This window comes from Blastopirellula marina, assembly GCF_002967715.1.
GTDB lineage: Bacteria > Planctomycetota > Planctomycetia > Pirellulales > Pirellulaceae > Bremerella > Bremerella marina_B.
In genome coordinates, this window is record NZ_PUIA01000051.1 from 44,287 (window position 1) to 65,984 (window position 21,698).

At 53.5% G+C, this 21,698-nt stretch carries 22 protein-coding genes; 17 read left to right on the forward strand and 5 right to left on the reverse strand.

Features of this window, described 5'->3' with window-relative positions; genetic code table 11:
* The first annotated feature begins 3 nt into the window (after positions 1-3).
* On the forward strand, positions 4-720 hold the full coding sequence (gene trmD, locus C5Y96_RS16335) for a tRNA (guanosine(37)-N1)-methyltransferase TrmD (RefSeq protein WP_105355470.1): 717 nt from the start codon (positions 4-6) through the stop codon (positions 718-720).
* A 26-nt stretch (positions 721-746) separates the two neighbouring features.
* A complete protein-coding gene (rplS, locus tag C5Y96_RS16340; RefSeq protein WP_105355473.1) occupies positions 747-1,097 on the forward strand; it encodes a 50S ribosomal protein L19 in 351 nt (116 codons plus the stop codon).
* An 82-nt stretch (positions 1,098-1,179) separates the two neighbouring features.
* Here rplS and C5Y96_RS16345 read toward each other — a convergent pair whose 3' ends face one another.
* Entirely contained in the window at positions 1,180-1,980 is an 801-nt protein-coding gene (locus tag C5Y96_RS16345) for a GNAT family N-acetyltransferase (protein WP_158261266.1), read from the reverse strand.
* Positions 1,981-2,370: 390 nt separating this feature from the next.
* Between C5Y96_RS16345 and C5Y96_RS16350 the strand changes: the two genes are divergently transcribed.
* On the forward strand, positions 2,371-3,612 hold the full coding sequence (locus C5Y96_RS16350) for a Y-family DNA polymerase (protein ID WP_105355478.1): 1,242 nt from the start codon (positions 2,371-2,373) through the stop codon (positions 3,610-3,612).
* Here the strand turns inward: C5Y96_RS16350 and C5Y96_RS16355 are convergent.
* The gene (locus tag C5Y96_RS16355) at positions 3,609-4,100 is read right to left on the reverse strand and encodes a dihydrofolate reductase (RefSeq protein ID WP_146115695.1); all 492 of its coding nucleotides are present in this window, start codon (positions 4,098-4,100) and stop codon (positions 3,609-3,611) included. The genes C5Y96_RS16350 and C5Y96_RS16355 overlap by 4 nt on opposite strands.
* A 125-nt stretch (positions 4,101-4,225) precedes the next feature.
* Complete coding sequence (locus C5Y96_RS16360) at positions 4,226-5,788, reverse strand: hypothetical protein (protein ID WP_105355482.1); 1,563 nt, start codon at positions 5,786-5,788, stop codon at positions 4,226-4,228.
* A 678-nt stretch (positions 5,789-6,466) separates the two neighbouring features.
* Between C5Y96_RS16360 and C5Y96_RS16365 the strand changes: the two genes are divergently transcribed.
* From C5Y96_RS16365 to C5Y96_RS16420, 11 genes are all read left to right on the forward strand, one after another.
* Positions 6,467-6,898 (forward strand): type II secretion system protein, encoded by a 432-nt coding sequence (locus C5Y96_RS16365; RefSeq protein WP_105355484.1) that lies wholly within the window; start codon positions 6,467-6,469, stop codon positions 6,896-6,898.
* 189 nt (positions 6,899-7,087) lie between these two features.
* On the forward strand, positions 7,088-7,750 hold the full coding sequence (locus C5Y96_RS16370) for a redox-sensing transcriptional repressor Rex (RefSeq protein WP_105355485.1): 663 nt from the start codon (positions 7,088-7,090) through the stop codon (positions 7,748-7,750).
* 362 nt (positions 7,751-8,112) lie between these two features.
* Positions 8,113-8,874 carry a Crp/Fnr family transcriptional regulator gene (locus C5Y96_RS16380; protein WP_105355487.1) on the forward strand — a complete coding sequence of 254 codons (762 nt, stop codon included), beginning with the start codon at positions 8,113-8,115 and terminating at the stop codon, positions 8,872-8,874.
* Positions 8,875-8,952: 78 nt separating this feature from the next.
* Positions 8,953-9,276 (forward strand): anti-sigma factor family protein, encoded by a 324-nt coding sequence (locus tag C5Y96_RS16385; protein ID WP_105355489.1) that lies wholly within the window; start codon positions 8,953-8,955, stop codon positions 9,274-9,276.
* Between the two features lie 307 nt (positions 9,277-9,583).
* Entirely contained in the window at positions 9,584-10,303 is a 720-nt protein-coding gene (gene rpsB, locus C5Y96_RS16390) for a 30S ribosomal protein S2 (protein ID WP_105355491.1), read from the forward strand.
* 167 nt (positions 10,304-10,470) lie between these two features.
* Complete coding sequence (gene tsf, locus C5Y96_RS16395; RefSeq protein ID WP_105355493.1) at positions 10,471-11,334, forward strand: translation elongation factor Ts; 864 nt, start codon at positions 10,471-10,473, stop codon at positions 11,332-11,334.
* A gap of 157 nt (positions 11,335-11,491) precedes the next feature.
* A complete protein-coding gene (pyrH, locus tag C5Y96_RS16400; protein ID WP_105355495.1) occupies positions 11,492-12,238 on the forward strand; it encodes a UMP kinase in 747 nt (248 codons plus the stop codon).
* 90 nt (positions 12,239-12,328) lie between these two features.
* Complete coding sequence (locus C5Y96_RS16405; RefSeq protein WP_105355497.1) at positions 12,329-12,826, forward strand: PH domain-containing protein; 498 nt, start codon at positions 12,329-12,331, stop codon at positions 12,824-12,826.
* Positions 12,827-12,948: 122 nt separating this feature from the next.
* A complete protein-coding gene (gene frr, locus C5Y96_RS16410; RefSeq protein WP_105355498.1) occupies positions 12,949-13,509 on the forward strand; it encodes a ribosome recycling factor in 561 nt (186 codons plus the stop codon).
* A 250-nt stretch (positions 13,510-13,759) separates the two neighbouring features.
* Positions 13,760-15,694: a peptidylprolyl isomerase gene (locus C5Y96_RS16415; protein WP_105355500.1), complete on the forward strand. Its 1,935-nt coding sequence runs from the start codon at positions 13,760-13,762 to the stop codon at positions 15,692-15,694.
* A 200-nt stretch (positions 15,695-15,894) separates the two neighbouring features.
* Positions 15,895-17,091 carry a hypothetical protein gene (locus tag C5Y96_RS16420; RefSeq protein ID WP_105355502.1) on the forward strand — a complete coding sequence of 399 codons (1,197 nt, stop codon included), beginning with the start codon at positions 15,895-15,897 and terminating at the stop codon, positions 17,089-17,091.
* On the opposite strand, the gene C5Y96_RS16425 is transcribed toward C5Y96_RS16420, so the two are convergent.
* Positions 17,088-17,552, reverse strand: coding sequence for an OsmC family protein (locus tag C5Y96_RS16425; protein ID WP_105355504.1), 465 nt, complete (start codon positions 17,550-17,552; stop codon positions 17,088-17,090). The two genes, C5Y96_RS16420 and C5Y96_RS16425, sit on opposite strands and share 4 nt — an antisense overlap.
* A 201-nt stretch (positions 17,553-17,753) precedes the next feature.
* Between C5Y96_RS16425 and C5Y96_RS16430 the strand changes: the two genes are divergently transcribed.
* The 3 genes from C5Y96_RS16430 to carA all read left to right on the forward strand — a co-directional run bounded on the left by C5Y96_RS16430 (position 17,754) and on the right by carA (position 20,908).
* Complete coding sequence (locus C5Y96_RS16430) at positions 17,754-19,004, forward strand: aminotransferase class I/II-fold pyridoxal phosphate-dependent enzyme (protein WP_105355507.1); 1,251 nt, start codon at positions 17,754-17,756, stop codon at positions 19,002-19,004.
* A 75-nt stretch (positions 19,005-19,079) separates the two neighbouring features.
* Positions 19,080-19,436: a hypothetical protein gene (locus tag C5Y96_RS16435; protein WP_146115696.1), complete on the forward strand. Its 357-nt coding sequence runs from the start codon at positions 19,080-19,082 to the stop codon at positions 19,434-19,436.
* 317 nt (positions 19,437-19,753) lie between these two features.
* Complete coding sequence (carA, locus tag C5Y96_RS16440) at positions 19,754-20,908, forward strand: glutamine-hydrolyzing carbamoyl-phosphate synthase small subunit (RefSeq protein WP_105355512.1); 1,155 nt, start codon at positions 19,754-19,756, stop codon at positions 20,906-20,908.
* Here carA and C5Y96_RS16445 read toward each other — a convergent pair.
* Entirely contained in the window at positions 20,905-21,588 is a 684-nt protein-coding gene (locus C5Y96_RS16445) for a CPBP family intramembrane glutamic endopeptidase (protein WP_105355514.1), read from the reverse strand. The genes carA and C5Y96_RS16445 overlap by 4 nt on opposite strands.
* Positions 21,589-21,698: the final 110 nt, after the last annotated feature.

Sequence of the window (21,698 nt, forward strand, 5' to 3'; positions counted from 1 at the left end):
GCAATGCGGTTCGATGTTCTTACGTTGTTTCCAGAGATCTTCACCGGCTATCTTGGTGAAAGCCTGCTCAACAAGGCCATCGACAAACAGTTAGTCGAAGCCCACGTCCACAACTTGCGGGACTGGGCTAACGACAAACACAATCGAGTCGACGACCGACCTTTTGGCGGAGGACCAGGAATGGTTATCCGCGTGCAACCGGTTGTCGAGGCAATCGAACAAATCCAGCCGCTGGGCGACAAGCCAGGCCGGTTGATTCTGCTGAGCCCTCAAGGCAAAACGCTGAATCAGCCACTGGTTGAAGAGCTTGCCCAGGAACAACGGCTGACCATGATATGCGGCCGCTACGAAGGCTTCGATCAACGCGTGATCGACCTTCTGCAGCCGGAAGAGATTTCGCTAGGAGACTTCGTCCTCAATGGGGGAGAGGTCGCAGCGATGGCAATCATCGATTCGGTGATTCGCCTGATCCCTGGCGTACTTGGCGACGAGCAAAGTGCCGTGGACGACTCCTTCAGCGAAGGAAATCGTCTTCTCGAGTTCCCGCAGTACACGCGGCCTCGTGAATACCGCGGACTGAATGTTCCGGAGATTCTCTTAGGTGGCAACCACCAAGAGATCCTTGCCTGGAGAAAGCAACAGTCGCTGGAAAAGACCAAAATGCGACGCGCCGATCTGCTGGATCAGCATTCGGACGACGCCAATCAAAATAAACGTTAAATCGCTGTAGCAGAAGGAAACTGGCAATGAGCCAAGATTTGATGAACAAGGTCGAAGCGGCCTACAAGAAGTCCGAAGTCGATTTCTTCGAAATCGGTGACACTGTCGAGGTCCACACCAAGATCCTCGAAGGTCAGAAAGAACGTATCCAGAAATTCATCGGTACCGTCATCGCCAAGAGTGGTAGCGGCACCCGTGAAATGTTCACCGTTCGCCGTATCGTCGCTGGCGAAGGTGTTGAAAAGAAGTTCCCACTCCACAGCCCGCAGATCGCCAAGGTGGAAGTCACGCGTCGTAGCGTCGTCCGCCGTGCCAAGCTGTACTACCTGCGCGATCGCGTTGGTAAGGCTACCCGCCTGCGAGAACGCCGCGTCTAAGACGCCGCTCGCAACTTCGCCTACAGCGAGACAAACACGAAACACCGCGCGTCGCATACGCCGCGCGGTGTTTTTGTATGCGCTAATCTGGCGACCACTGATAACAATTCAGTTCCCCATACACGCGAAATCCGATCTGCCGATATAGCGACTTGGCCTTTTGTGACGCGCAGAGTGTTGCCAGTTCGTACCCTCGCTCCTCGATCAACGACAATAGCGAGATCGTCAATGTCGAGGCGACTCCCTGCCCACGAAACGGCGGCAGGACAGCTATGTTGTAGATACCCGCCGCCTGGCTCCCATAGAAAATGGATCCCACGCCAGCCACTTCGCCGTCGACCGAGGCGAGAAAGTGCTGCAACTTGCTTTGGCTCCCCAGCCCTGCCTTCTTGAGAATCCTGAACCAAGGCTCCTGCGTATGCTCTGGCAGTCCATAGACACCGGTCATGATCTCGACCCACGTGCGAAGATCATTCGCCGTGCTAACCGCCTGAACTTCGACCTCTTCGCTGATCCGTTCATAGTCGGCATCGAAAGGGCGAATGGCCATCGCCGCTTCACAGGCCACGTGCTCAAAACCATGCCGGGCTAGTGCCTCACCGAGATTGACCGGACGGGTCTTAGGACCAACCCACCAGGCCATCGGCAGCTTTCTCGCACGAAACGGAGAAATCGCTTCCTCAACGCCTGCAACGAGTCGATCCGGTGGAATATTCGCCTCGAAGATACTATTGAAATACGGGTGCGCGATCTTGCTGATCAGGCGGTACCAGTAAGGCTCCTTGGTCAAATCAACCTCGGAAGATTGTCCCCAGTAACAACAAAACTCGCTGTCGTTGGACTCAATAACCGGGCCGATTTCGCTGGCGTCTTTTTCTGCCAATTCGCCCTCCATCTTCTTTTGCCGAAGAGATTTCATTCTACAGGAAGTCGATCAAGAGACACTCGCGCGTCCAGCAGGTTCGGAGCGTTTTGCTTAAAAGCATCAATCCGGCTTGCCCCCTCCGAAAGGGATCCTAACACGACTCTCACTCCTCAAGACAACCACTGCACACTCATTCTGCTACCGAGATCTTCTATGTGTGAACTTCTTTATCGCACTTTCGTGCGAGTAATCCCCATTGCTTTACCGCTGGTGGTTTGTCGGCCGCCGATCACAACCTTTGTCCAGACAAACGGTTGCATTTCTAATTGAACATTCCCCTTGCCGCGGCCGATCAATAGTGTACATTCATACACATCCCTAGATTGCATCTCTCCCAGGGCCGCCGCGATGACTTACGTGAATTGGATGATGCAGGACATGAACTCCTTCTTTGCTTCGGCAGAACAGTTCTTGCGGCCTGAGTTACGCAACCGGCCTGTCGGGGTCGTACCCCTCGAGTCCGATGCAACATGTATCATTGCCGCCAGTTGGCAGGCCAAGCAGTGCGGCATTCGCACAGGCACCAAAGTTTACGAGGCCAAACGCCTATGCCCTCACATCCAACTCGTTAGGGCCCGGCCGAGCGTCTATGTCGAGATACATCACGAGTTGCTCAAAAGCGTCGATCAATGCGCCGAAGTTCATCACGTCTATTCGATCGACGAATGGACCATCAAGCTTTGTGGACGCTATCGTGAAATCGAGCATGCCCTACAGTTGGCCGGAGCGATTAAGCGACAACTTCGCCGAGACTTTGGTCCCTGGCTGACTAGTTCAATCGGCATTGCCCCGACCCGCTTGCTTGCCAAGACAGCAAGTAACCTGAAGAAGCCGGACGGTTTAAGCGTTCTGACGACAGACGTCCTGCCTGGCCGACTGACTCATTTATCACTTGAGGACCTGCCTGGACTGGGGCGCGGCATGGTAGCTCGCCTCAATAGTTCAGGCATCCATTCAATCGAGGGCCTTTGGAAACTCGATCGCCGACACGCCCTGCAGATATGGGGCTCCGTTTCGGGAGCTCGTTGGTGGGACGGCCTGCATGGCATCGATGTCCCCGAACCTCCTACGAGTCGTCACTCCATGAGCCACGGTCGCGTATTGGATCCTCGGTTCCGGAACGAGACAGGGGCGCACTGTATCCTCGTACTACTGCTATGCAAACTTGCTCGCCGACTTCGGCAGACAGGCTACTATACTCGTAGCCTACAGCTTACGCTGACCGGCAATCAAGGAACGCTGCTCAACGAGAAAATAGATTTACCCTGCGTGCAAGACACATTGTCGATCCTTCATCAGTTTGAACGTCTATGGCTTCGACGTCCGCAAAACTTACGGGGGCTGAAAAAGGTCGATGTCACCGTGAGCAAGCTCGAACAACGTAGCGAGGTTTCAGGCTATCTTTTCGACGAGATCTCTCAGTCTCAGCGGCTATCCCACGCGCTGGACGAAATCAGCGACCGCTGGGGGGCGAACTCCATCTACTTCGCCAATACACACGCTTATCGCGATGTCCTGGAAGACAAAATCGCGTTTGGAAGAATTCCTGAGTTGGACAAGAAGAATAGTGCCTTTCACACGGTTACTTAACCAAGGCGTTTCCACTCGCGATAGATAAATCGGGCATGTTCATCTTCGCGAACGATTTGCCACTGTTGGCGATCGAACTCAGGGAAGTATCTGTCCCCTGCGTAGTCTTGCTTGATTTCACTCAAGTACATCCGGTTCGCATGCGGCAACGCGAGTTCGTAAATCTGCGATCCTCCCGCAACAAATACCTTTTTCCCGTAAGAGTGTGCCAGCTTGAGTGCCTTGTCGATGCCATGGGCAACCGGCACGCTGACATCCGGGTCCCCCCGCGAGACCACGATCGCATAGGCACTGGTTAAATCGGGACCAAAAACGTCATACGACTTCCGCCCCATGACAACGGTCTGCCCACGAATGTTATCGATGAACGTCTGATATTCTTCCGGGATATCCCAGGGCATCTTGTCCCCCTGGCCGATCACGCGGTCTTTCGTCATTGCTCCTACAAGAATGACCGGAACGTGCATGTCGTCGGATAGAGTCGTCACCAGGTAAGCTCCTGAATCAAGAAACAAAAAAAGCGGCTCAAGACCGAAGTCTCAAGCCGCCTCAATCTACCAGGCCAGTGCCTTAAACTCTCCGGCAGAGAGCCCAAGGAGCCGGTTTCGCATCGTTACGCACCGCAACCGCAATCGCTGGCAGCAGCTTCGCCACCGCAGCAAGGATCACAGCAAGGGGCCGGGCAGCAAACAGTGACCGGAACCGTCTTGCAGATGGTCTTTGGAACGCAGCGGGTAACCGTGTAAGCAACCTTCTTTGGCACACACTTGGCAACCTTAACGGTCTTCGTGGTGTGAACAGGCTTCTTCACGCAGTAAGGAACTTGCTTGGTGTGAGTTTCCTGGACCATCTTGCACACCTTGTAAGGAACTTCCTTGGTGTGGCATTCCTGGACCATCTTGCAAACCTTGTAGGTGCAAGTCTTCACACGCTGTTCAGGAACCATCTTGCAAACCTTGTAGGTGCAAGTCTTGGTACGCTGTTCAGGAACCATCTTGCAAACCTGGTAGGTGCAAGTCTTGGTCTTGTTTTCCTTCACCATGTGGCAAACCTTGTAGGTGCAGGTCTTCACACGTTGTTCAGGAACCATCTTGCAAACCTTGTAGGTGCAAGTCTTGGTGTGCTGCTCAGGAACCATCTTGCAGACCTTGTAGGTGCAGGTCTTAACGCGCTGTTCCTTCTCCATGCGGCACACTTTGTAAGGAACTTGCTCGGTGATGGTTTCTTGTTCGTAACGAACACAGTCAATCGTCTTTTCGCTGACTTCAGGAACCCAAACCTTCTTGCAGCAGGTCTTTGGTGGGCACTGAACTTCAACAACCTTGGTTTCGCCTGGGCAGTAGACGCACTTGCACTTGCAAGGGTCCCAAGTCCAGCAACCTGGTTCTTGAATGCACTTCTTCACGACAGGACCGGGGATCGTTTCGGTCTTGGTTTCCCAGTGACCGCCACAGACCTTAACCGTCTTGGTGTAGTGAACTGGCTTGCAGATCGTCTTGCAGACGTCGCGGTACTTCGTTTCGTAGACCGGCTTGCACACGGTGTAGCAGATGTCCTTGGTCTTGGTTTCCCAGACTGGCTTGCACACGGTGTAGCAGATCTCTTTCGTCTTCGTTTCCCAAACTGGCTTGCACACGGTGTAGCAAATGTCCTTGGTCTTGGTTTCCCAGACTGGCTTGCAAACCGTGTAGCAGATTTCCTTGGTTCGGGTTTCGTAGACTGGCTTGCACACGGTGTAGCAGATTTCCTTGGTCTTGGTTTCCCAGACTGGCTTGCACACGGTGTAGCAAATGTCTTTGGTTCGGGTTTCCCAGACCGGCTTGCAGGTGGTGTAGTTCACCGTACGGTACTTGGTTTCCCAAACTGGCTTGCACGTGGTGTACGTGCAATCTTTGTAGAGCGTTTCCGTTTCGTAGGTAACGCAATCCACAGTCTTGTCTTCATAGACCGTTTCATAAACAGTCTTGTAGCAGGTTTGTTCCTGCTGTTCGTAAACCGTCTCTTTGCAGGTCTTGTTTACGGTGTAGCACTGCTGCTTGCAGCACTCGTAAGTTGCTGGCTCACAACAGCCAGCATTCCGGAAGCTGAACAGACCGCCATAAGCGGCTTCAGCCGAGTTCGCCGAAAAAGCAGCCAACATGACCGCTAGGATCGGCAATCCCAATACAGCTCGCATTTTCCTTCTCCTTCGTTGACAAAACGCCGTACGACTAAGGGCCTGGCCTGGTTTGGGCAAATCCTTGCCGTGTCCTGTGCCCTCAAACATTGAATCGTGCAATATCTCCTGCTATCGCCCGTTTATCTAAAGCACCTACTCAGGGCGTCTTTCGCATCACGGATTGACAACCCAAGCCACCCATTCAGCGCTCAGATGTCCTTCTGTATCGTCAATTTGGGATGATTGCTTGAGATCGAACAAATAGGGACTTCCCAAAAGATGCGAAGACACGACCAGATGGGAAGAGTGCAAGCATCGAACGGAATGATCCTGTTAGGCCCTACTTCAACGGATCTCACGATTGGAGGAGAAACTCTGCGAATGGCTTTTATGCCGGTTTTCTAAGGGGGGATTGGCATTCCACCTATCAGCATCAATGCCCTGAGGCGCATTTCCATCGAGCATTCAAAGATCGTCGGGAAAGGGTTTCCCCATACTTATGGATGGCATGCAAGCGTTTTGATGAAAATCTTCTTGACCGGGCTCCCGCGTAACGTATTTACCTTCAGAAAGCAATTACATCACTGCTTTCGGGTAATCCACCAACGCTAAGAAAACACGATCCTTGCTGATTGATCAGACGTGGGAATTCTCCCAAAAAGAATCAGCAAATATTCGACTTGGAGTGTCAAAACAATGTCGCAATCGAAGAAAGCTGGTTTCACGCTTATTGAAGTCCTGATTGTCGTGGTCATCCTGGCTGTATTGGCAGCTACGGTCATTCCGCAATTCACGGACTCAACGACGGATGCCAAGAAAAGTAGCGTGCTGTTCAACCTGCATACCTTGCGTTCACAGATCCAGCTGTATCGTGCCCATCACGACGGGGCTGTCCCCGGTTCAGCGCTGAACGAACTGACTATTGCCACCAATGCGGACGGCACCTCAGGCGGCCCATTTGGTCCATATCTCTCGAAACTTCCGGTGAACAATTTCACCAACAGCAACACCGTCAAGGTTGTCACTGCCGATCCGGTCTCGGCTGATTTCACCGACACCCATGGCTGGCTGTACAATGCCACCACCGGTGAAGTTTGGATCAATTACGAAGATCTAGGCACAGAATAATTGCTGTAGCGAGATTATCCGAAAGCCTGGCTGGATACCCGCCAGGCTTTCGCTGTTTCTTGCCGAGTAACCCGTTCATTAACCACCCTTGTTGGGCAGTCTGCTAACAGGTTAGAGTTGAGGGAGTATTAAATATCCACTCACGTGATTATTCGATGACGCCTTGGCGTCAACCTGATAGCGCACGTCATGGCGAAAAGCAAAGACAATAAGAAAGCTACCAGCGACCAGCGCGTCTCCAAGGCCGTTGTAAGTCGATTGAGCCTTTACCTGCGCGAACTTTCCCGTTTAGAGCGGGCCGGAATCGAAACAACCAGCAGTACCAAGCTGGGAGAGATGTTGGGCTTTTCCGATGCCCAAGTCCGAAAAGATTTGGCAAACTTCGGGCAATTCGGATACCCAGGCGTTGGATATCGTTGCTCTGAATTGATTGCCACCATTCGCCAGATCATGGGCACCGATCAAAAATGGCCAGTCGCTCTCGTTGGTGTCGGTAATCTGGGTCGAGCCTTGCTGGGATATCGCGGCTTTTCCAACCAAGGTTTCAATACAGTCGCGGCCTTCGATCTTGATCCGAAGATCGTCGGTACCGAGATCGAAGGCATCCCGGTCTTCAGCCTGGAGAATGTCGACAAGATCGTTAAGGAGAAGTCGATTCAACTGGCAATCCTTGCCGTACCGGCCGCTGCTGCTCAAGAAGTGGCAGAGCGTCTGGTCGAAGCAGGCATTCGAGGCTTCCTTAACTTTGCCGCTGTTACGTTGAGGCTACCAGACGATGTCACCGTTATTGGAGTCGATTTGGCGATTGAAATGGAACAACTTTCTTTCGCCATGACCTCGCGAATGTCGTAGTTTCCTTAGCGAACCAAATGTTTGTCATTGGGTCCTCTTGCCGGAACCTTAAGGTTTCCGGTACTATCTATACTCCCGCAAACGGGAATTACCCCCTAGTGTAATGGTAGCACTACAGATTTTGGCTCTGTCGGTCGAGGTTCAAATCCTCGGGGGGTAGCTAAGCACGCCTAGATTGGCGTGCTTTTTTTATGCATGGATTCGAACGATTCCGGCAATCTCCTTCGTAATTTCGCTATTTCCAGCGAACTACCCGTCCATCTGTAACGAAGGAAATGAACTGGCATCCAACTCGATGAGCACTACTACATTTCATGCCGAGCGATGATAGGGGCATAGCATCGCCAACAAAAGGATCACCGATGGCGGGACAAATCTGGTATCTCAAGTCGTGCCGGCTATTTGAGAACTGCACCCCTCCGCAAATCGCACGACTCGAAGCAGCCAGTCGTGCCAAATCTGTTGCCAAAGGTGAACCCATCTACCTGCCAGCCGATGACGCGAATTCCGTGCTGGTTTTAGCGAGTGGCCGCGTCAAAATCTGCCATCTGACTAGTGATGGAAAGCAATCCATTCTGGCGTTCATCGAACCGGGGGAAATCTTCGGTGAATTGGCGATTTTGAACATGGGAAATCGAGATGAATACGCGGAAGCAATCGAGAATTCTCGAGTCATTGCGATTCCCGATGAAACGCTGCGAGAGTTAATGGAAGAGCAGGCAGATCTTTGTCTTGGCGTAACCAAGATCATAGGCTTGCGGCGGCAGAGAATCGAACGGCGAGTAAAGAACTTGCTTTACTTGCCCAATCGCGAGCGGATTATCCATCTCCTGTTGGAATTAGCCGAACAATACGGGCTGCAAACGGATCGCGGAATCGAACTGTCTATTCGCCTGTCACATCAAGATTTAGCGAGTCTTGTCGGCAGTACCAGGGAAACCGTAACGGTAGTCCTGGGGGCCATGCAAAACGACGGGCTGATTGAACTTGGCCGCAGAAAGGTTATTCTCAAAGCACCTGATCAATTAGCTCATCAAGTTGGCGTTCCTTCCCTGCGGATGAGTGCCCACCCCCCATCCACTTCCCCTGCTGGTTTCCATTTTCGCCATTCATTTGGCACGTGAACCTGTTCCTCTCGCTCAATCTGAGGAGGTAGCCCTCCTTTCCACTGTAAGCGAGGGCGTTCATTGGAACTCATTGCCATGCCTTCTGACGAAACTTGGTCCGAATGCCCAAATGGTGAAATCACCAAGCTTCAGCAATTGCTGAAGGAGCGTCGTATCCAGGGGCGTCGCAAGCTCATGTTCGCCGCTGGCAGTGCTACGTTGGGAATCGCCAGTGCCGGCATTGGCATTATTTTATTCCACGCTGAACCGTCAGTTACGATTCTCTCCTGCCAGGAATGCGTTGACCTGCTTCCCAGATATGTCGAGGGCACCCTGAGCACCCCATCTAAGCAAAAAGCCGTTGAAAAGCACCTCGTTCATTGCGAAAAGTGTCGCAAGTATTTGGAAGCAACTTATTAGCCCCTTCATTTCCCGGGGTCGTTGACGATTCGCCGGTAATCAGCTATCCTCATCAGCTTCCCTCCCCCTCACTTTGTAGACCTGGGGGAGCACCAAGAACTAGGGAGGCTCCTATTACGTGGGTAGCCGGCCACGTCTTGGTCGTTCAACCGCGACGAATTCTCCGAAAACTGTGCGGGAAGTGAGGTTTTCGGAATCGAGAGTCGCTGCGGGACAGGTATCGCTTCCACTAATTGGTATGGCGCCAATCTAGAGCCTGAAACGTCCGAATGTCGTTGCAATCCCTTACCAGAAAGGATTTTACGCCATGTCGAGCGGACAGCAATTTGTCCAGGAACTTGTCGAATGCGGCATTCACTTCGGTCACCGCACCAGTCGGTGGAACCCGAAGATGGCTCCGTACATTTACGCCAAGAAGAACCAAATTCACATCATCGACGTCCGCGAAACAATTCGCGGTCTTCTGCGAGCCAAGAAGTACCTGGCTCAGGTTTCCGAAGGGGGCAGCTTGGTGTTGTTCGTCGGAACCAAACGCCAAGCCGGTGCCGCGATCGAACGTGAAGCTGAACGCTGCGGCATGCCGTTCATCAACGAACGCTGGCTCGGTGGCACGCTGACCAACTTCCGCACTATTCGTAGCCGCTTGACTCGCCTGGAAGAGCTGGAACGGATCATCGAAGGTGACGAACTGGCGAAGTACTCGAAGAAGATGCAGTCGTCGCTGCAACGCGAATACCGCAAGATGTACCGCAACCTAAACGGTCTGCGTACGATGAATCGCCTGCCAGAAGCCCTGGTGATCGTCGACCCGAAGAAAGAAAAGAACGCCATCAAGGAAGCTCAATCGCTGGGCATCACGACGGTGGCTCTGACCGATACCGACTGCGATCCGGATCAAGTCGACCTGCCGATCCCAGGCAACGACGACGGTATCCGTTCGATCGAAATGTTCCTGAAGCTGATGGCCGACGCCGCCATCGATGGCAAGCATCACGCTGCCCAGCAAACGGAACAAGCAGCTAAGTAAGCTGCTTTGGGCTATGGGTCCCTCGGTGAACCTGGAAGGATGATGTAATCTCCTTCAAATGTTAACCGAATCGGTATTCGCCGAGGGAAACCCGCAGCGGTAGAATTTTTTACGTATAGCTCCTAGTATTTCTTGAGCGACTAAATTCGAGCATTGGAGATAAGACGATGACGGCAATCACCGCCGGAGCGGTCATGGCACTTCGCGAAAAGACCGGCCTTCCTATGATGGAATGCAAAAAGGCCCTCACTGAGTCGAATGGCGACGAAGAAAAGGCGATCCTGTGGCTTCGCGAAAATGGTAAGGTCAAGCAGTTGAACCGCACTGATCGCACCACGGAATTCGGCCGCGTCGGCATTTACACCGACGGCGAAAAGGGTGCCATGGTTGAATTCAAGTGCGAAAGCGCTCCGGTTACTCAGTTGGAAGAGTTCATCGCGCTGGCCAACGACTTGGCCAAGGTTTACGCCGAAACTCCAAGCGTCACCACCGCCGAAGAGCTGTTGGCCCAACCTTCGACCATCAAGCCAGGCACGACGCTGGGTGACTTGAAAGACGACATGTTTAACCGCATCCGCGAAGTCTTCAACGTGGGCCGTATGGTCCGTGTCGAAGGTGCCACCGGCGGTTACAGCCACAACTCGAGTACTGTGAGCGGTGTTTTGGTGCACGTCGAAGGAAACAATGCCGAAGCTGTCAAGGACGTCGCCATGCACATCGCTGCGATGAGCCCTTCGGTTTTGAGCAAGGAAGACATCGACCCTGCCCTTGCGGACAAGGAACGATCTATCCTCAAAGCTGCTGCCATGAACGAAGATTCGAGCAAGCCTGAAAACATCATCGACAAGATGGTGGAAGGCCGCATGCGTAACTTCTACGCCCAGGTCGCCCTGCTCGAACAGCCGTTCGTCAAAGAACCTAAGCAAACCGTCAGCAAGTATGCTGAGGAAAATGGCGTGAAGATCCTGAACTTCACCCACTGGGTCATCGGCGACGACGCTGCTCCTTCCGCGGAAAGCAGCGAAGGCTAATTCGGATTCAGTTCGAGTAACGCAAATAAAAAATCCCTCGGCAATTTCTGCCGAGGGATTTTTTATGCGCGGCGTTCTCCTGCACACCGTTGGCAATCTCGGTTAAAATCTCCCCAATCCCAATACTTGCCACGCTTGCCCTGAGGAAGGCTCAACCATGCCGGAAACGCCTGAGAACCACACCACCAAGTACAAACGGATCATCCTCAAACTTTCTGGTGAGAGCTTTTCGCGAGCCGGCGAACGAGGGATCGCTATGGACGAAGTGGTCAGCATTTCGCAGCAAATCCGGCAAGCTGCAGCGGTTGGCTGCCAAATTGCCGTCGTCATTGGAGGAGGTAATATCCTTCGCGGCGGACAGTTCAAAAACGAAAGCGCTTCGATCCAAGAAGCTACGGCCCACTACATGGGCATGCTCGCTACTGTGATCAATGGCCTGGCCCTGCAAGACGCGTTGGAAAGCCTTGGCATGTCCACACGATTGATGACCGCCATTCATATGCACGGTGTCGCCGAACCTTACATCCGCCGTAAGGCATCCCGTCACCTGGAAAAGGGGCGGATCGTTATTCTGGCCGCAGGCACCGGCAGCCCGTTTGTCACCACCGACACGGCAGCCGCCCAACGGGCCTTGGAACTGGAAGCCGATATCCTGATGAAGGCCACTCGGGTCGATGGCGTCTACAGTGACGACCCCGAAAAGAATCCACACGCCGTCTTCTACCGCACGCTGGGCTTCGACAAGGTTGTCGCAGAAAACCTGCGTGTGATGGATGGCACGGCGATTAGCCAGTGTCGTGAGCACGGCATGCCGATCCTTGTGTTCAACTACAAGGTGGACGGCAATATCCAGAAGGCGGTCCGCGGAGAACAGGTCGGAACGCTGATCGATCCGAATCTGTAAAACGAAGCCGTTCCAAGATTGCCTCGCCTCGAACGAATGACACGTCATCGAAGGTATTTTACATGATGATGTTTTGGGAGGGCTTGTGCCGTGGATCGTTCGCGATTCCCAGCCAAAATCGACTGGGGAATATCCTTGCTGATCGCTGGACTGGCGATACTATGCTGCGGCCAGGGCATCGTCTGTTTCTTCCTTCCCCCACCCACGTACATCAGTGGGGTTCTGCTGCTACTGACCGGCGCACTGCTGCAATCGATCTGGATGTGGACCTACTACACGATTGACAAACAGTACGTGCACGTTCAGTGTGGCCCCATCTGGTGGACGATCCCTCTTGCGGACATTTACGGTATCGAGAAAACGTCCAGCATTTGGCTCATGATGGGAGGCCCTCATCTGCGACTTGCTCTCTCGCAACAAGGGCTAATGATTCGTTACCACCGTCATCCCGGACAGAAATGGTTTGGGCTTTTCGATCCTGCCGTACTCATTTCACCCGTCGATCGAGATCGATTCCTGGAAGCCATCAAGTCCGCTCGCCCTGATCTGGTGCTAACGGAAAAAGGAAATCTACGGCTTGAAGAGTAGTCTTGCCTGACGGGTCGTTATCTTTTCACGCTCGGGTCCGTGGTGTAGGTTATTCTCGGAGGCATGCGCACGCCTCAAACGTCAGTTAGCGAGGATCATTCCTGCGATAAAGGTTAACAAAGATGAACGCGGAACAAATTTCGGAAGACGCTACGCAGCGTATGGAAAAAGCGATCGACGTCTTGAAGAACGGCCTCAGCGGCGTTCGTACCGGTCGTGCGACCCCAGGTCTGGTCGACTCGCTGCGAGTCGAAGTGTACGGATCGCTTCAACCCATCAAGCAGATCGCTTCGGTGAGCGTTCCCGAGCCTAGCCAGCTTTTGATCCGTCCTTACGATGCTGGTGCCATCAAAGACATTGAAAAGGCGATTGTCGCCAGCGATCTGGGAATGGCACCACAGAGCGATGGCCGCGTGATCCGCTTGAACGTTCCGCCTCTGTCGACCGAAGTTCGCAAGAAGCTCGTTTCGCGTATCAAGGAACTTGCCGAAGAATCACGAGTTTCGATTCGCAACATCCGCCGCGATGCCAACAAGGCTGCCGATACCGCGGAAAAGGATAAGACGATCAGCGAAGACATCCGCGACGACATCAAAGACAGCGTCCAGGAATTGACCAAAAAGTACGAAGACCAGGTCAACGAGATGGCCAAGACCAAAGAGAAGGATGTGATGGAAGACTAAGCCTGAAGAAAATTCAGTGCACAGCTTTCAGCAGAGAAAACCAAGACGGTACGGCAGCCTGTGTCGTACCGTCTTTTATTTGCTAGCACTTGAAGCCGAGGCCTTATCTCTGCGAGTACTACCCCAATCGAATCGATCTTGACCCGGTCCTGGCATTCTTCTTATATTCCGCTGCCCGAACCTTATGGTATCGGTAATTCGAACACCTCTCCTTGAGAAAATCTTGCAGAAAATTTTTGGAGCAAGCGGAATGACTGGCAAGGATGCTACTCGCCGACTTCCCCTGGGTAAGTCCTGGGTTCTGGCAGCTGTCGGATTTGTTGTTTTGATCGGTGGAGTCGTCGCCTGGCGACAAGTCACCGGTGGCCCGCAAACTGCGGAAGCTCAAGCCCCTGTCCAACAACGACAGGCAGCCCCAGTGCGTCAAACGGCTTCTGGGCCGTTGGCAGCTCCGGCTGAAGAAGTGGCGGCACCAACGCGGACCGCTCAAAAGATCCAAACGGTCGCGGTTGTCAATCGCGAACCAATCTCACGCGACACCCTGGCCGACGAAGCACTTCGCCGACATGGTGAAGAAGTGCTGGAAAGCCTTCTCAACCGTCACCTGATCTCGATGGCTTGCCAACAAAAGGGCATTCAGATCACCGAGGCGGACATCGATAACGAAATTAACAACATTGCCAAGAAGTTTGGCCTGTCGGTCGATCGCTGGTTGGGTCTTCTCAAAGAAGAACGCAATGTTACGCCGGGTCAGTACCGCCGCGAAATCATCTGGCCAACGCTGGCTCTTCGCAAGTTGGCTGAGAGTCAACTCGCTGTAAGTGACGCTGAAATCCAGATTGAATACGAAAAGAACTACGGTCCGAAAGTCAAAGTCCGCATGATTTCGCTCAGCGAACGCGGCTTGGCCGAAGAACTAAGAGCCAAGGCTGCCGCGAACCCAGATTCATTCGCTGACATGGCCAAAGACCACTCGCAAGACGTCAACAGTGCCGCTGCCCGTGGTTTGATCCCACCAATTCGGAAGCACATTGGTAACCAGGAAATCGAAAACACCGTCTTCGCGATGCAGCCTGGCGATATCTCTCCGGTGCTGTTCGTTCAAGGTCAGTACCTGATCTTCAAGTGCGAAGAGCACCTCGCGGCCGATCCGATCCCTGCGAACAGCTTGCCGGCTATTAAACAGCGTCTAGCCGACATCGTCCGCGAAAGCAAAATGCGTGATGCCGCTGGCGACATTTACGAACAGTTGCAATCGAGCGCTCAGATCGTGAACGTGTTCAACGATCCTAGCAAGTCGTCGCAAATGCCTGGCGTTGCCGCTACGCTCAACGGCCAGCCGGTTAGCATCCAGGAACTGAAGGAAGAATGCATCACCCGTCATGGCGTTGAAGTCTTGGACGGCGAGATCAATCGCAAGATCCTGCAGCAGGAACTGACCCGTCGTCAACTTTCCGTATCGGAAGCGGATCTCGAAGCAGAAATCGTCCGTGCTGCTGACTCGTTTGGCTTCCTCACCAAGGAAGGCAAGCCTGACATGGAAGCCTGGTTGAAGCAGGTCACCCAAGAGCAAGGCGTTTCGGTCGAACTATACGTTCGCGACGCTGTCTGGCCAACGGTCGCCTTGAAGAAGCTTGTGGACAACAAAGTCCAAATCACCGACGAAGACATCACCAAGGGTTTTGCTGCCAACTACGGCGAAAGAGCCCAAGTTCTGGCCGTCGTCCTGGATAGCCAACGCCGTGCTCAGGAAGTCTGGGAAATGGCTCGCCGCAACCCAACCGAACAGTTCTTCGGCGAACTGGCCCGTCAGTACTCGATCGAACCTGTCTCGAAGAACAACGATGGTCAGGTTCCACCGATTCGCCAGAACGGTGGGCAACCAACCATCGAAAAGGAAGCGTTCAATCTGCAGCCAGGCGAGATCTCTGGCATCATCGCTACCGGCAATCAGTACGTCATTCTGTACAGTCTTGGCCTTACCAAGCCGCTGATTAACAGTGTCGAAGACGTCCGCGATGAATTGGTGAAAGAACTGCACGAAAAGAAACTGCGATTGGCAATGGCCGAGGAATTCGAGCGACTGCGTGACAACGCCCAGATCGATAACTTCCTGGCCAATACCACTCAGGCCGGCAAGGCCTACGATTCGGCTGTACGCCAGCAGATGCAGCAGCGAAAGTAAAACCGATCTGGCCTGATCGGCACGATGAGTCAACAAACCAAAAGGACCGTACAAAAGTACGGTCCTTTTTTCGTTGCCCCTTTGTAGCAAGGATTCTGGATGAATTATCTGGCCAAATATCGTATTGTTAAAAGATAGGCCCCCATCCTGGGCATGCAGTTACCCACCCCTTAACGCTTGTCCGTCTCAGTAACTCCATCATGCACGAGATTCCAACCGCCAGACGCCCAGTTCAATGGGCTTCGCAATGCAACTTGCCAGCGCTGCTCATCTTGGTAGCTTTCGTTTGGCTCCTGGCCACTCCCGTTCAGAACTGCTGGGCACAGAATTCACCGCAGGGCTATCCTTTGCTGAACATGGTCCTGTTCGTTCCCTCTGATGTCCAGCCGCCACCAGGCGTTCAGCGCCGCTTCGCTCAGATCGCGGCGATAACCGAAGATTTCTTGGTGAAGGAGATGACCAAGAACGGATACCCTCCGGCAGTGACCACCCCCTTCCCTCGCGACGACAGCGGGAACTACAAGTTCCTCTTCATTCGTGGCGAGCACCCCATGGATAGCGGCAAGTATGACAAACCAGGCTTCCATCCCTCTGTCATCGAGGCGGCGGTAAAAAAGTACAACCTTAGCCGGGATCGCCACATCTGGTGGATCTGGGTTTACCTGGGAGATCCACCCAAGCGGTTTTCTGACTATCGCGGAGGTGGTAACTCATTCGACGGTGGCTGGGCGATTTGCAACTACACGAACATTCCTGGCGAGCTTGACCCGAAGTTCCCATTGGCTGGCGGATTGAATCAGGACCTGACCCTCAAGGCCTGCATCCACGAACTCGGTCATGGCTTGGGGATGCCGCATTTAGGACCGATCTCTCGTGATCGTCGCGGCAATACCCTGATGGGCCCCCAGACAAAGGTTTACCACAACAAAGTCGACGCTCGCGAAAATAAGGTCTATATGTGCGATGCGACGGCGGCCATGCTTTGGAAGCACCCAATTTTCTCAGGTAGCATTGCCCAGCGAACTCAAATGCCTAAGTTTGAATTGACCTCACTCCAAGGCGAGTTCAATCGCAACGGTCGATACCTGGAAATTACCGGAGAGCTGAACACGGACATCCCGGCCCACAGTGTCGTGGTTATCGAGGAAGCACCCCATGGAGGCGGCGATTACTTTCGAAAATCATTCGCTGGCAAGGTCGACCAGAATGGCAAGTTTCGCGTGAAAGTCTCAGAACTTGAGCGAGAACAAGGAGACCTACGCATCCTATTCTGCTTTGAAAACGGCGTGAACACTGGCGATGGGCAAGGGCACGGCGACAAAAGCGGGCTAACGAGACCATACAAGGTCACTCGTCGCGGCGTAGAACTTGTCGAACCTACTGCGGCAGGAAGTTAGGCTCTTGGTTCGATTCGGATCTCGGATCTCACCGAATTAGCGACAAAACACAGTTCGTGGGCTTGGTGATGCATCGCATCGATTTCGTCAGAATTTGGTAAGTTTTCCCCACCAAAAACGACTTTAGGGCGAAGGGTTACCAGAGAGACCGCCGTTTTCCCCGCGCTGTTTTTGTCCATCTTGCCGTTCGGCTGATCGTCGTAGCTATCGACTAGCCAGCCATGCTTGGCCGCCATGGCCAAAAACCAGAGCATATGGCAGCTGGAAATGGCTGCGACAAGGGCCTCTTCCGGATCGACGCCTCTCGGGTCGGACATGGGCGGGGGAAGAAAATGGGGTGACGAGGACGCTCCGATAACGGCTCCGCCGTCGAACCTCCACTCATGAGACCGACGATATTTCTTGTCGAGAAAGTTCTGATCCCCACGTTCCCAATGTACCATCGCCGAGAAGTTTTCCATCGCTTCCTCCTACAAGCCTAGATTCTGACGCCAAGCCGTGAACTCTTCTTACTTTCCGTTGTCCAAAGTGGGCAAGCCAGCCCGAGTCGAGTACGTCTCGCCTTGGCTTACGCGCCTGACGATTTTAGAATATGCATGCCGGTTCCCCTTACTAATTCCGGCAAATTTAACTTTCCACCACTTTGCCGAAATACGACATCCATGTCCGATTCCGCTCACTCCCACGATGACCAACAAGACCCTCCATTTGAGGTTCAATTTGCGCAGCGCGTTTACCGCCTGCCTCCATACATGTTTGGGCGAATTAACGCCTTGCTGTATGACAAGCGAGTCGCCGGGAACGACGTGATCGACATGGGGATGGGTAATCCATCGGACCCACCTGCCGATTATGTCATGGAAAAGATGTGCGAAGCCGTGAAGGACGTTCGCAACCATGGCTACAGCAAGTCCAATGGCATCCGCAACTTACGACGAGAAGTTGCGGCCAAGTACCTCAAGAAATATGGGGTTCGCCTGGATCCAGAATCCGAAGTCATGGTCTGCCTGGGTTCCAAGGAAGGCTTTTCGCATATGTGCCTGGCCATGATGGGCCCCGGCGATACGGCGATTGTTCCAGCACCTTATTTTCCCGTGCACACGTATGCCGTTGCACTGGCTTCCGGGAATGTGATTTCCCTGGACGTTGCCAACAGCGAAAAGTTCCTTTCGAATATCGCTTACACGTGCGAACACCTCTACCCGAAGCCTAAGCTTCTGATCATTTGCTATCCGCACAATCCTTCAACCGTAACCGTGGAACCTGAGTTTTTTGTCGACGTCGTGAAGATCGCCAAAAAGTACGGCCTGATGGTGATCAGCGACTTCGCCTATGCAGACGTTGCGTTCGATGGTTACAAGCCACCTAGCTTCCTCTCGGCTCCAGGTGCCAGCGACGTTGGCGTGGAATTCACGACGATGAGCAAAGGCTACAACATGGCTGGCTGGCGTGTCGGTTTCTGTGCCGGCAATAAAGAGATGATCCGCGGCCTGGGAACCATTAAAGGATACTACGACTACGGCATGTTCCAGGCTATCCAAATTGCCTCGATCATCGCACTGCGTGAAGGGGACGCTGCAGTCGAAGCCCAAAGCCAGATCTACCAAAGCCGCCGAGACGCTCTGGTCGATGGTCTGACTCGCCTTGGCTGGGACGTGACACCACCCCGTGCTGGCATGTTTGTTTGGGCAAAAATCCCCGAAGAATGGCAGAAACGCATGAGCACCATGGACTTTGCCATGATGCTGCTGGAAAAGGGGGACGTAGCTGTCAGCCCTGGTAGCGGCTTCGGGCCAAGCGGCGAAGGTTATCTACGCTTGAGCCTGGTCGAGAATGAGAACCGGCTCCGTCAGGCTGTCCGCCAGATCAAGGGATGCCTTAAAGAGGCTGAAGCAGAATCGGTTACGGCTTAAGTGTTCTAAGGTGTGGCAGAACCGCAGGAATTTGAAATCGAACTTGTCCACAAGACGCAAGCTGTGTGTGTGGGCATGTTTCGATTGAGTGCCGGCGAAGACGATCCGCGGCGATGCCTTCTGGCACTCGAATGCCAACTAGGGCAATTTCAAGCCGCGGACTGGAATTACTTCGACGCGTTGTGTCAAATTCGCGAGCAACTGGAACTCCTTGGGTGGCGTCCACGCTGCTATGGTGCTTGTGAAGATGTGTATCCATCCAATATGTGCCGCGACATGGGCCAAGGCATGGTCGCTTACCGCAACGAGATTGGTCGCCCAGCAGCACAAGAGCATCTGGTCGAAACTTTTGCGACGAGTTCAGAGATTGAACCCGCCTCAGTCGAGCAGCAGCGGGTCTTTTTCCAACGTTGGCTGCAGTCTCCAAGATAAATCTCTGCCTGCAGTGTACGGATTCCCCTAGAGAGCAACTCTAGCCCCTGTACGCGAGATTTAATGGGCCTATAATAGCGGAAATTTGCCCACAGCCAGGGTCTAAACCTACGTAAAAAAAGGAAAGCACCTGCTCGCCGAAACAAGTGCTTTCCCAAAGGCTGTCCAAACTTTCGCTTGGAGACCCACAGCCGTACTCCTTGGTATCGGGCCCCACTTCGGGAAGACTTTAGTCGCGTCAATGAGCGACTTAGTTTCCTTCTCGAAAATGTCCACGGTCGTCCCCCGCGAACCCAGATATAAGAAAACGAAACGACATGTCGCAGCCCGCCAAACTTGCTCTGGAAGATGGAACCGTTTTCACTGGCACCGCATTCGGAGCCATCGGCGAAGTCGCTGGCGAAGCCTGTTTCAACACTTCGATGACCGGCTATCAGGAAATCCTGACCGATCCAAGCTATCGTGGTCAGATCTTGACCATGACCTATCCACAGATCGGTAACTACGGCGTCAACGTCGAGGACATGGAAAGCGCGAAGATCCACATGGCGGGCTTCATCGTTCGCGAAGTAAGCCGCACCGTCAGCAATTTCCGCTCGGACGGATCACTCGACGAGTTCCTGAAGAAAAACAACGTCGTCGGCATGGCTGGCATTGATACACGTGCCCTTGTTCGACGCCTGCGATCCCACGGCTCGATGAAAGCTGTCCTCTCAAGCGTCGACTTGGACGACGCTTCGCTCGTTGAGAAAGCAAAAGCCAGCGCCGGGCTAGTCGGTCGTAACCTTGTCCAGGAAGTCCTCCCCGAACAGCAAAAGATGTGGGAAGAAGACCTCAGCCCCTGGATTAAGATGGGGGATCGCAATCGGGCACTGACCAGCCGAAAAGAACAAGACCTACACGTAGTGGCCTTGGACTACGGCATGAAATGGAACATTCCACGTCATCTGCGTGATCTGGGATGCAAGGTCACGGTGCTTCCCGGAACGGTATCCGCCGAAGAAGTCCTCAGCCACAATCCTGACGGCATATTCCTCTCCAACGGCCCTGGCGACCCGGAACCACTGACTGGCCCAGTCGAGACGATCCAGGGGCTTTTGGGTAAGAAGCCGATCTTCGGCATCTGCTTGGGGCATCAGTTGCTGTCCTTGGCGTGTGGTGCTAAGACATTCAAACTGAAGTTCGGCCATCGAGGAGCCAACCAGCCGGTTCTCGACGTGGAAACAGATAAAGTCGAGATTACCTCGCAGAATCATGGCTTTGCTGTCGAAGAAGCTTCTCTTCCCGATTGCCTGGAGATCACCCATCGCAATCTGAACGACAACACCGTCGCCGGAGTTAAGCACAAAGAATTGCCAGCTTTCAGCGTGCAATATCACCCCGAGGCATCCGCTGGTCCGCATGATAGCGAATACCTGTTCCTCCGGTTTCGCGAAGCGATGGACGAATCGAAGGGTGCTGCGACAGCCTAGCTTGTCGGGGAATCCTTAGTATCCAGCTCAGGTGCATACTTCTTCATGTATGCCAACGCAAACCAGTCATACAGCGTATGAGTGACGATGGGGACGATGATATCCCCCGTGTAGTAGAACCAGAGCCCAAGATAGGCCCCCATGATGGCACTGATGATGAAGTATTCCCTCGTCACGTAATGCACCAGGCCAAATAGCAGGCTGGTTAAGAGAATCGGGACAGCAGGCCCCGCATCGGGCCCCATCAGCTGATGCAAATAAGTCTGAATTACACCTCGAAAGAGTGCCTCTTCGCCCAGGCCAGCCGCCAGGCTGATCATCCCCAGTTCGAAAAGGGTCGCCTCGCGAAACAGGGGTACGATCTGCCGATCCATGTATTCTTGAAGTTCATTTAGCGACTGGAAGTTGGAATACTGCAATACCATGAATGCAGCCAACAATGGCAGCGTCGCCAGTGCCCCTACCCCAATTGCCCCCAATACGGCCGCAGCATGGCCAGTATCCCAACTGGCACTGATCCAGGGGGCGACATCCACCAGCCAGCCGAGCCCCACAGCGACAAATGCCAGGGCCGACTCGAAGAGTACCGCGGTGCGAATAAACCCTTCCGCTCGCTCCCGAGCGGTCATTTCCGGGCCTAGAGGATCTTCGTAGTCGTAGTCGTCTTCGTCGTCAAACACGGAGATTTAATGTCGCTTTCAGGTCTTTTACGCACTGCGGAGTGAGCCACCTTAGCAGGATCGTACGCCCTGCCCTTTGGAATCTATTGTCTTGTTTCTGCCTCGATGCG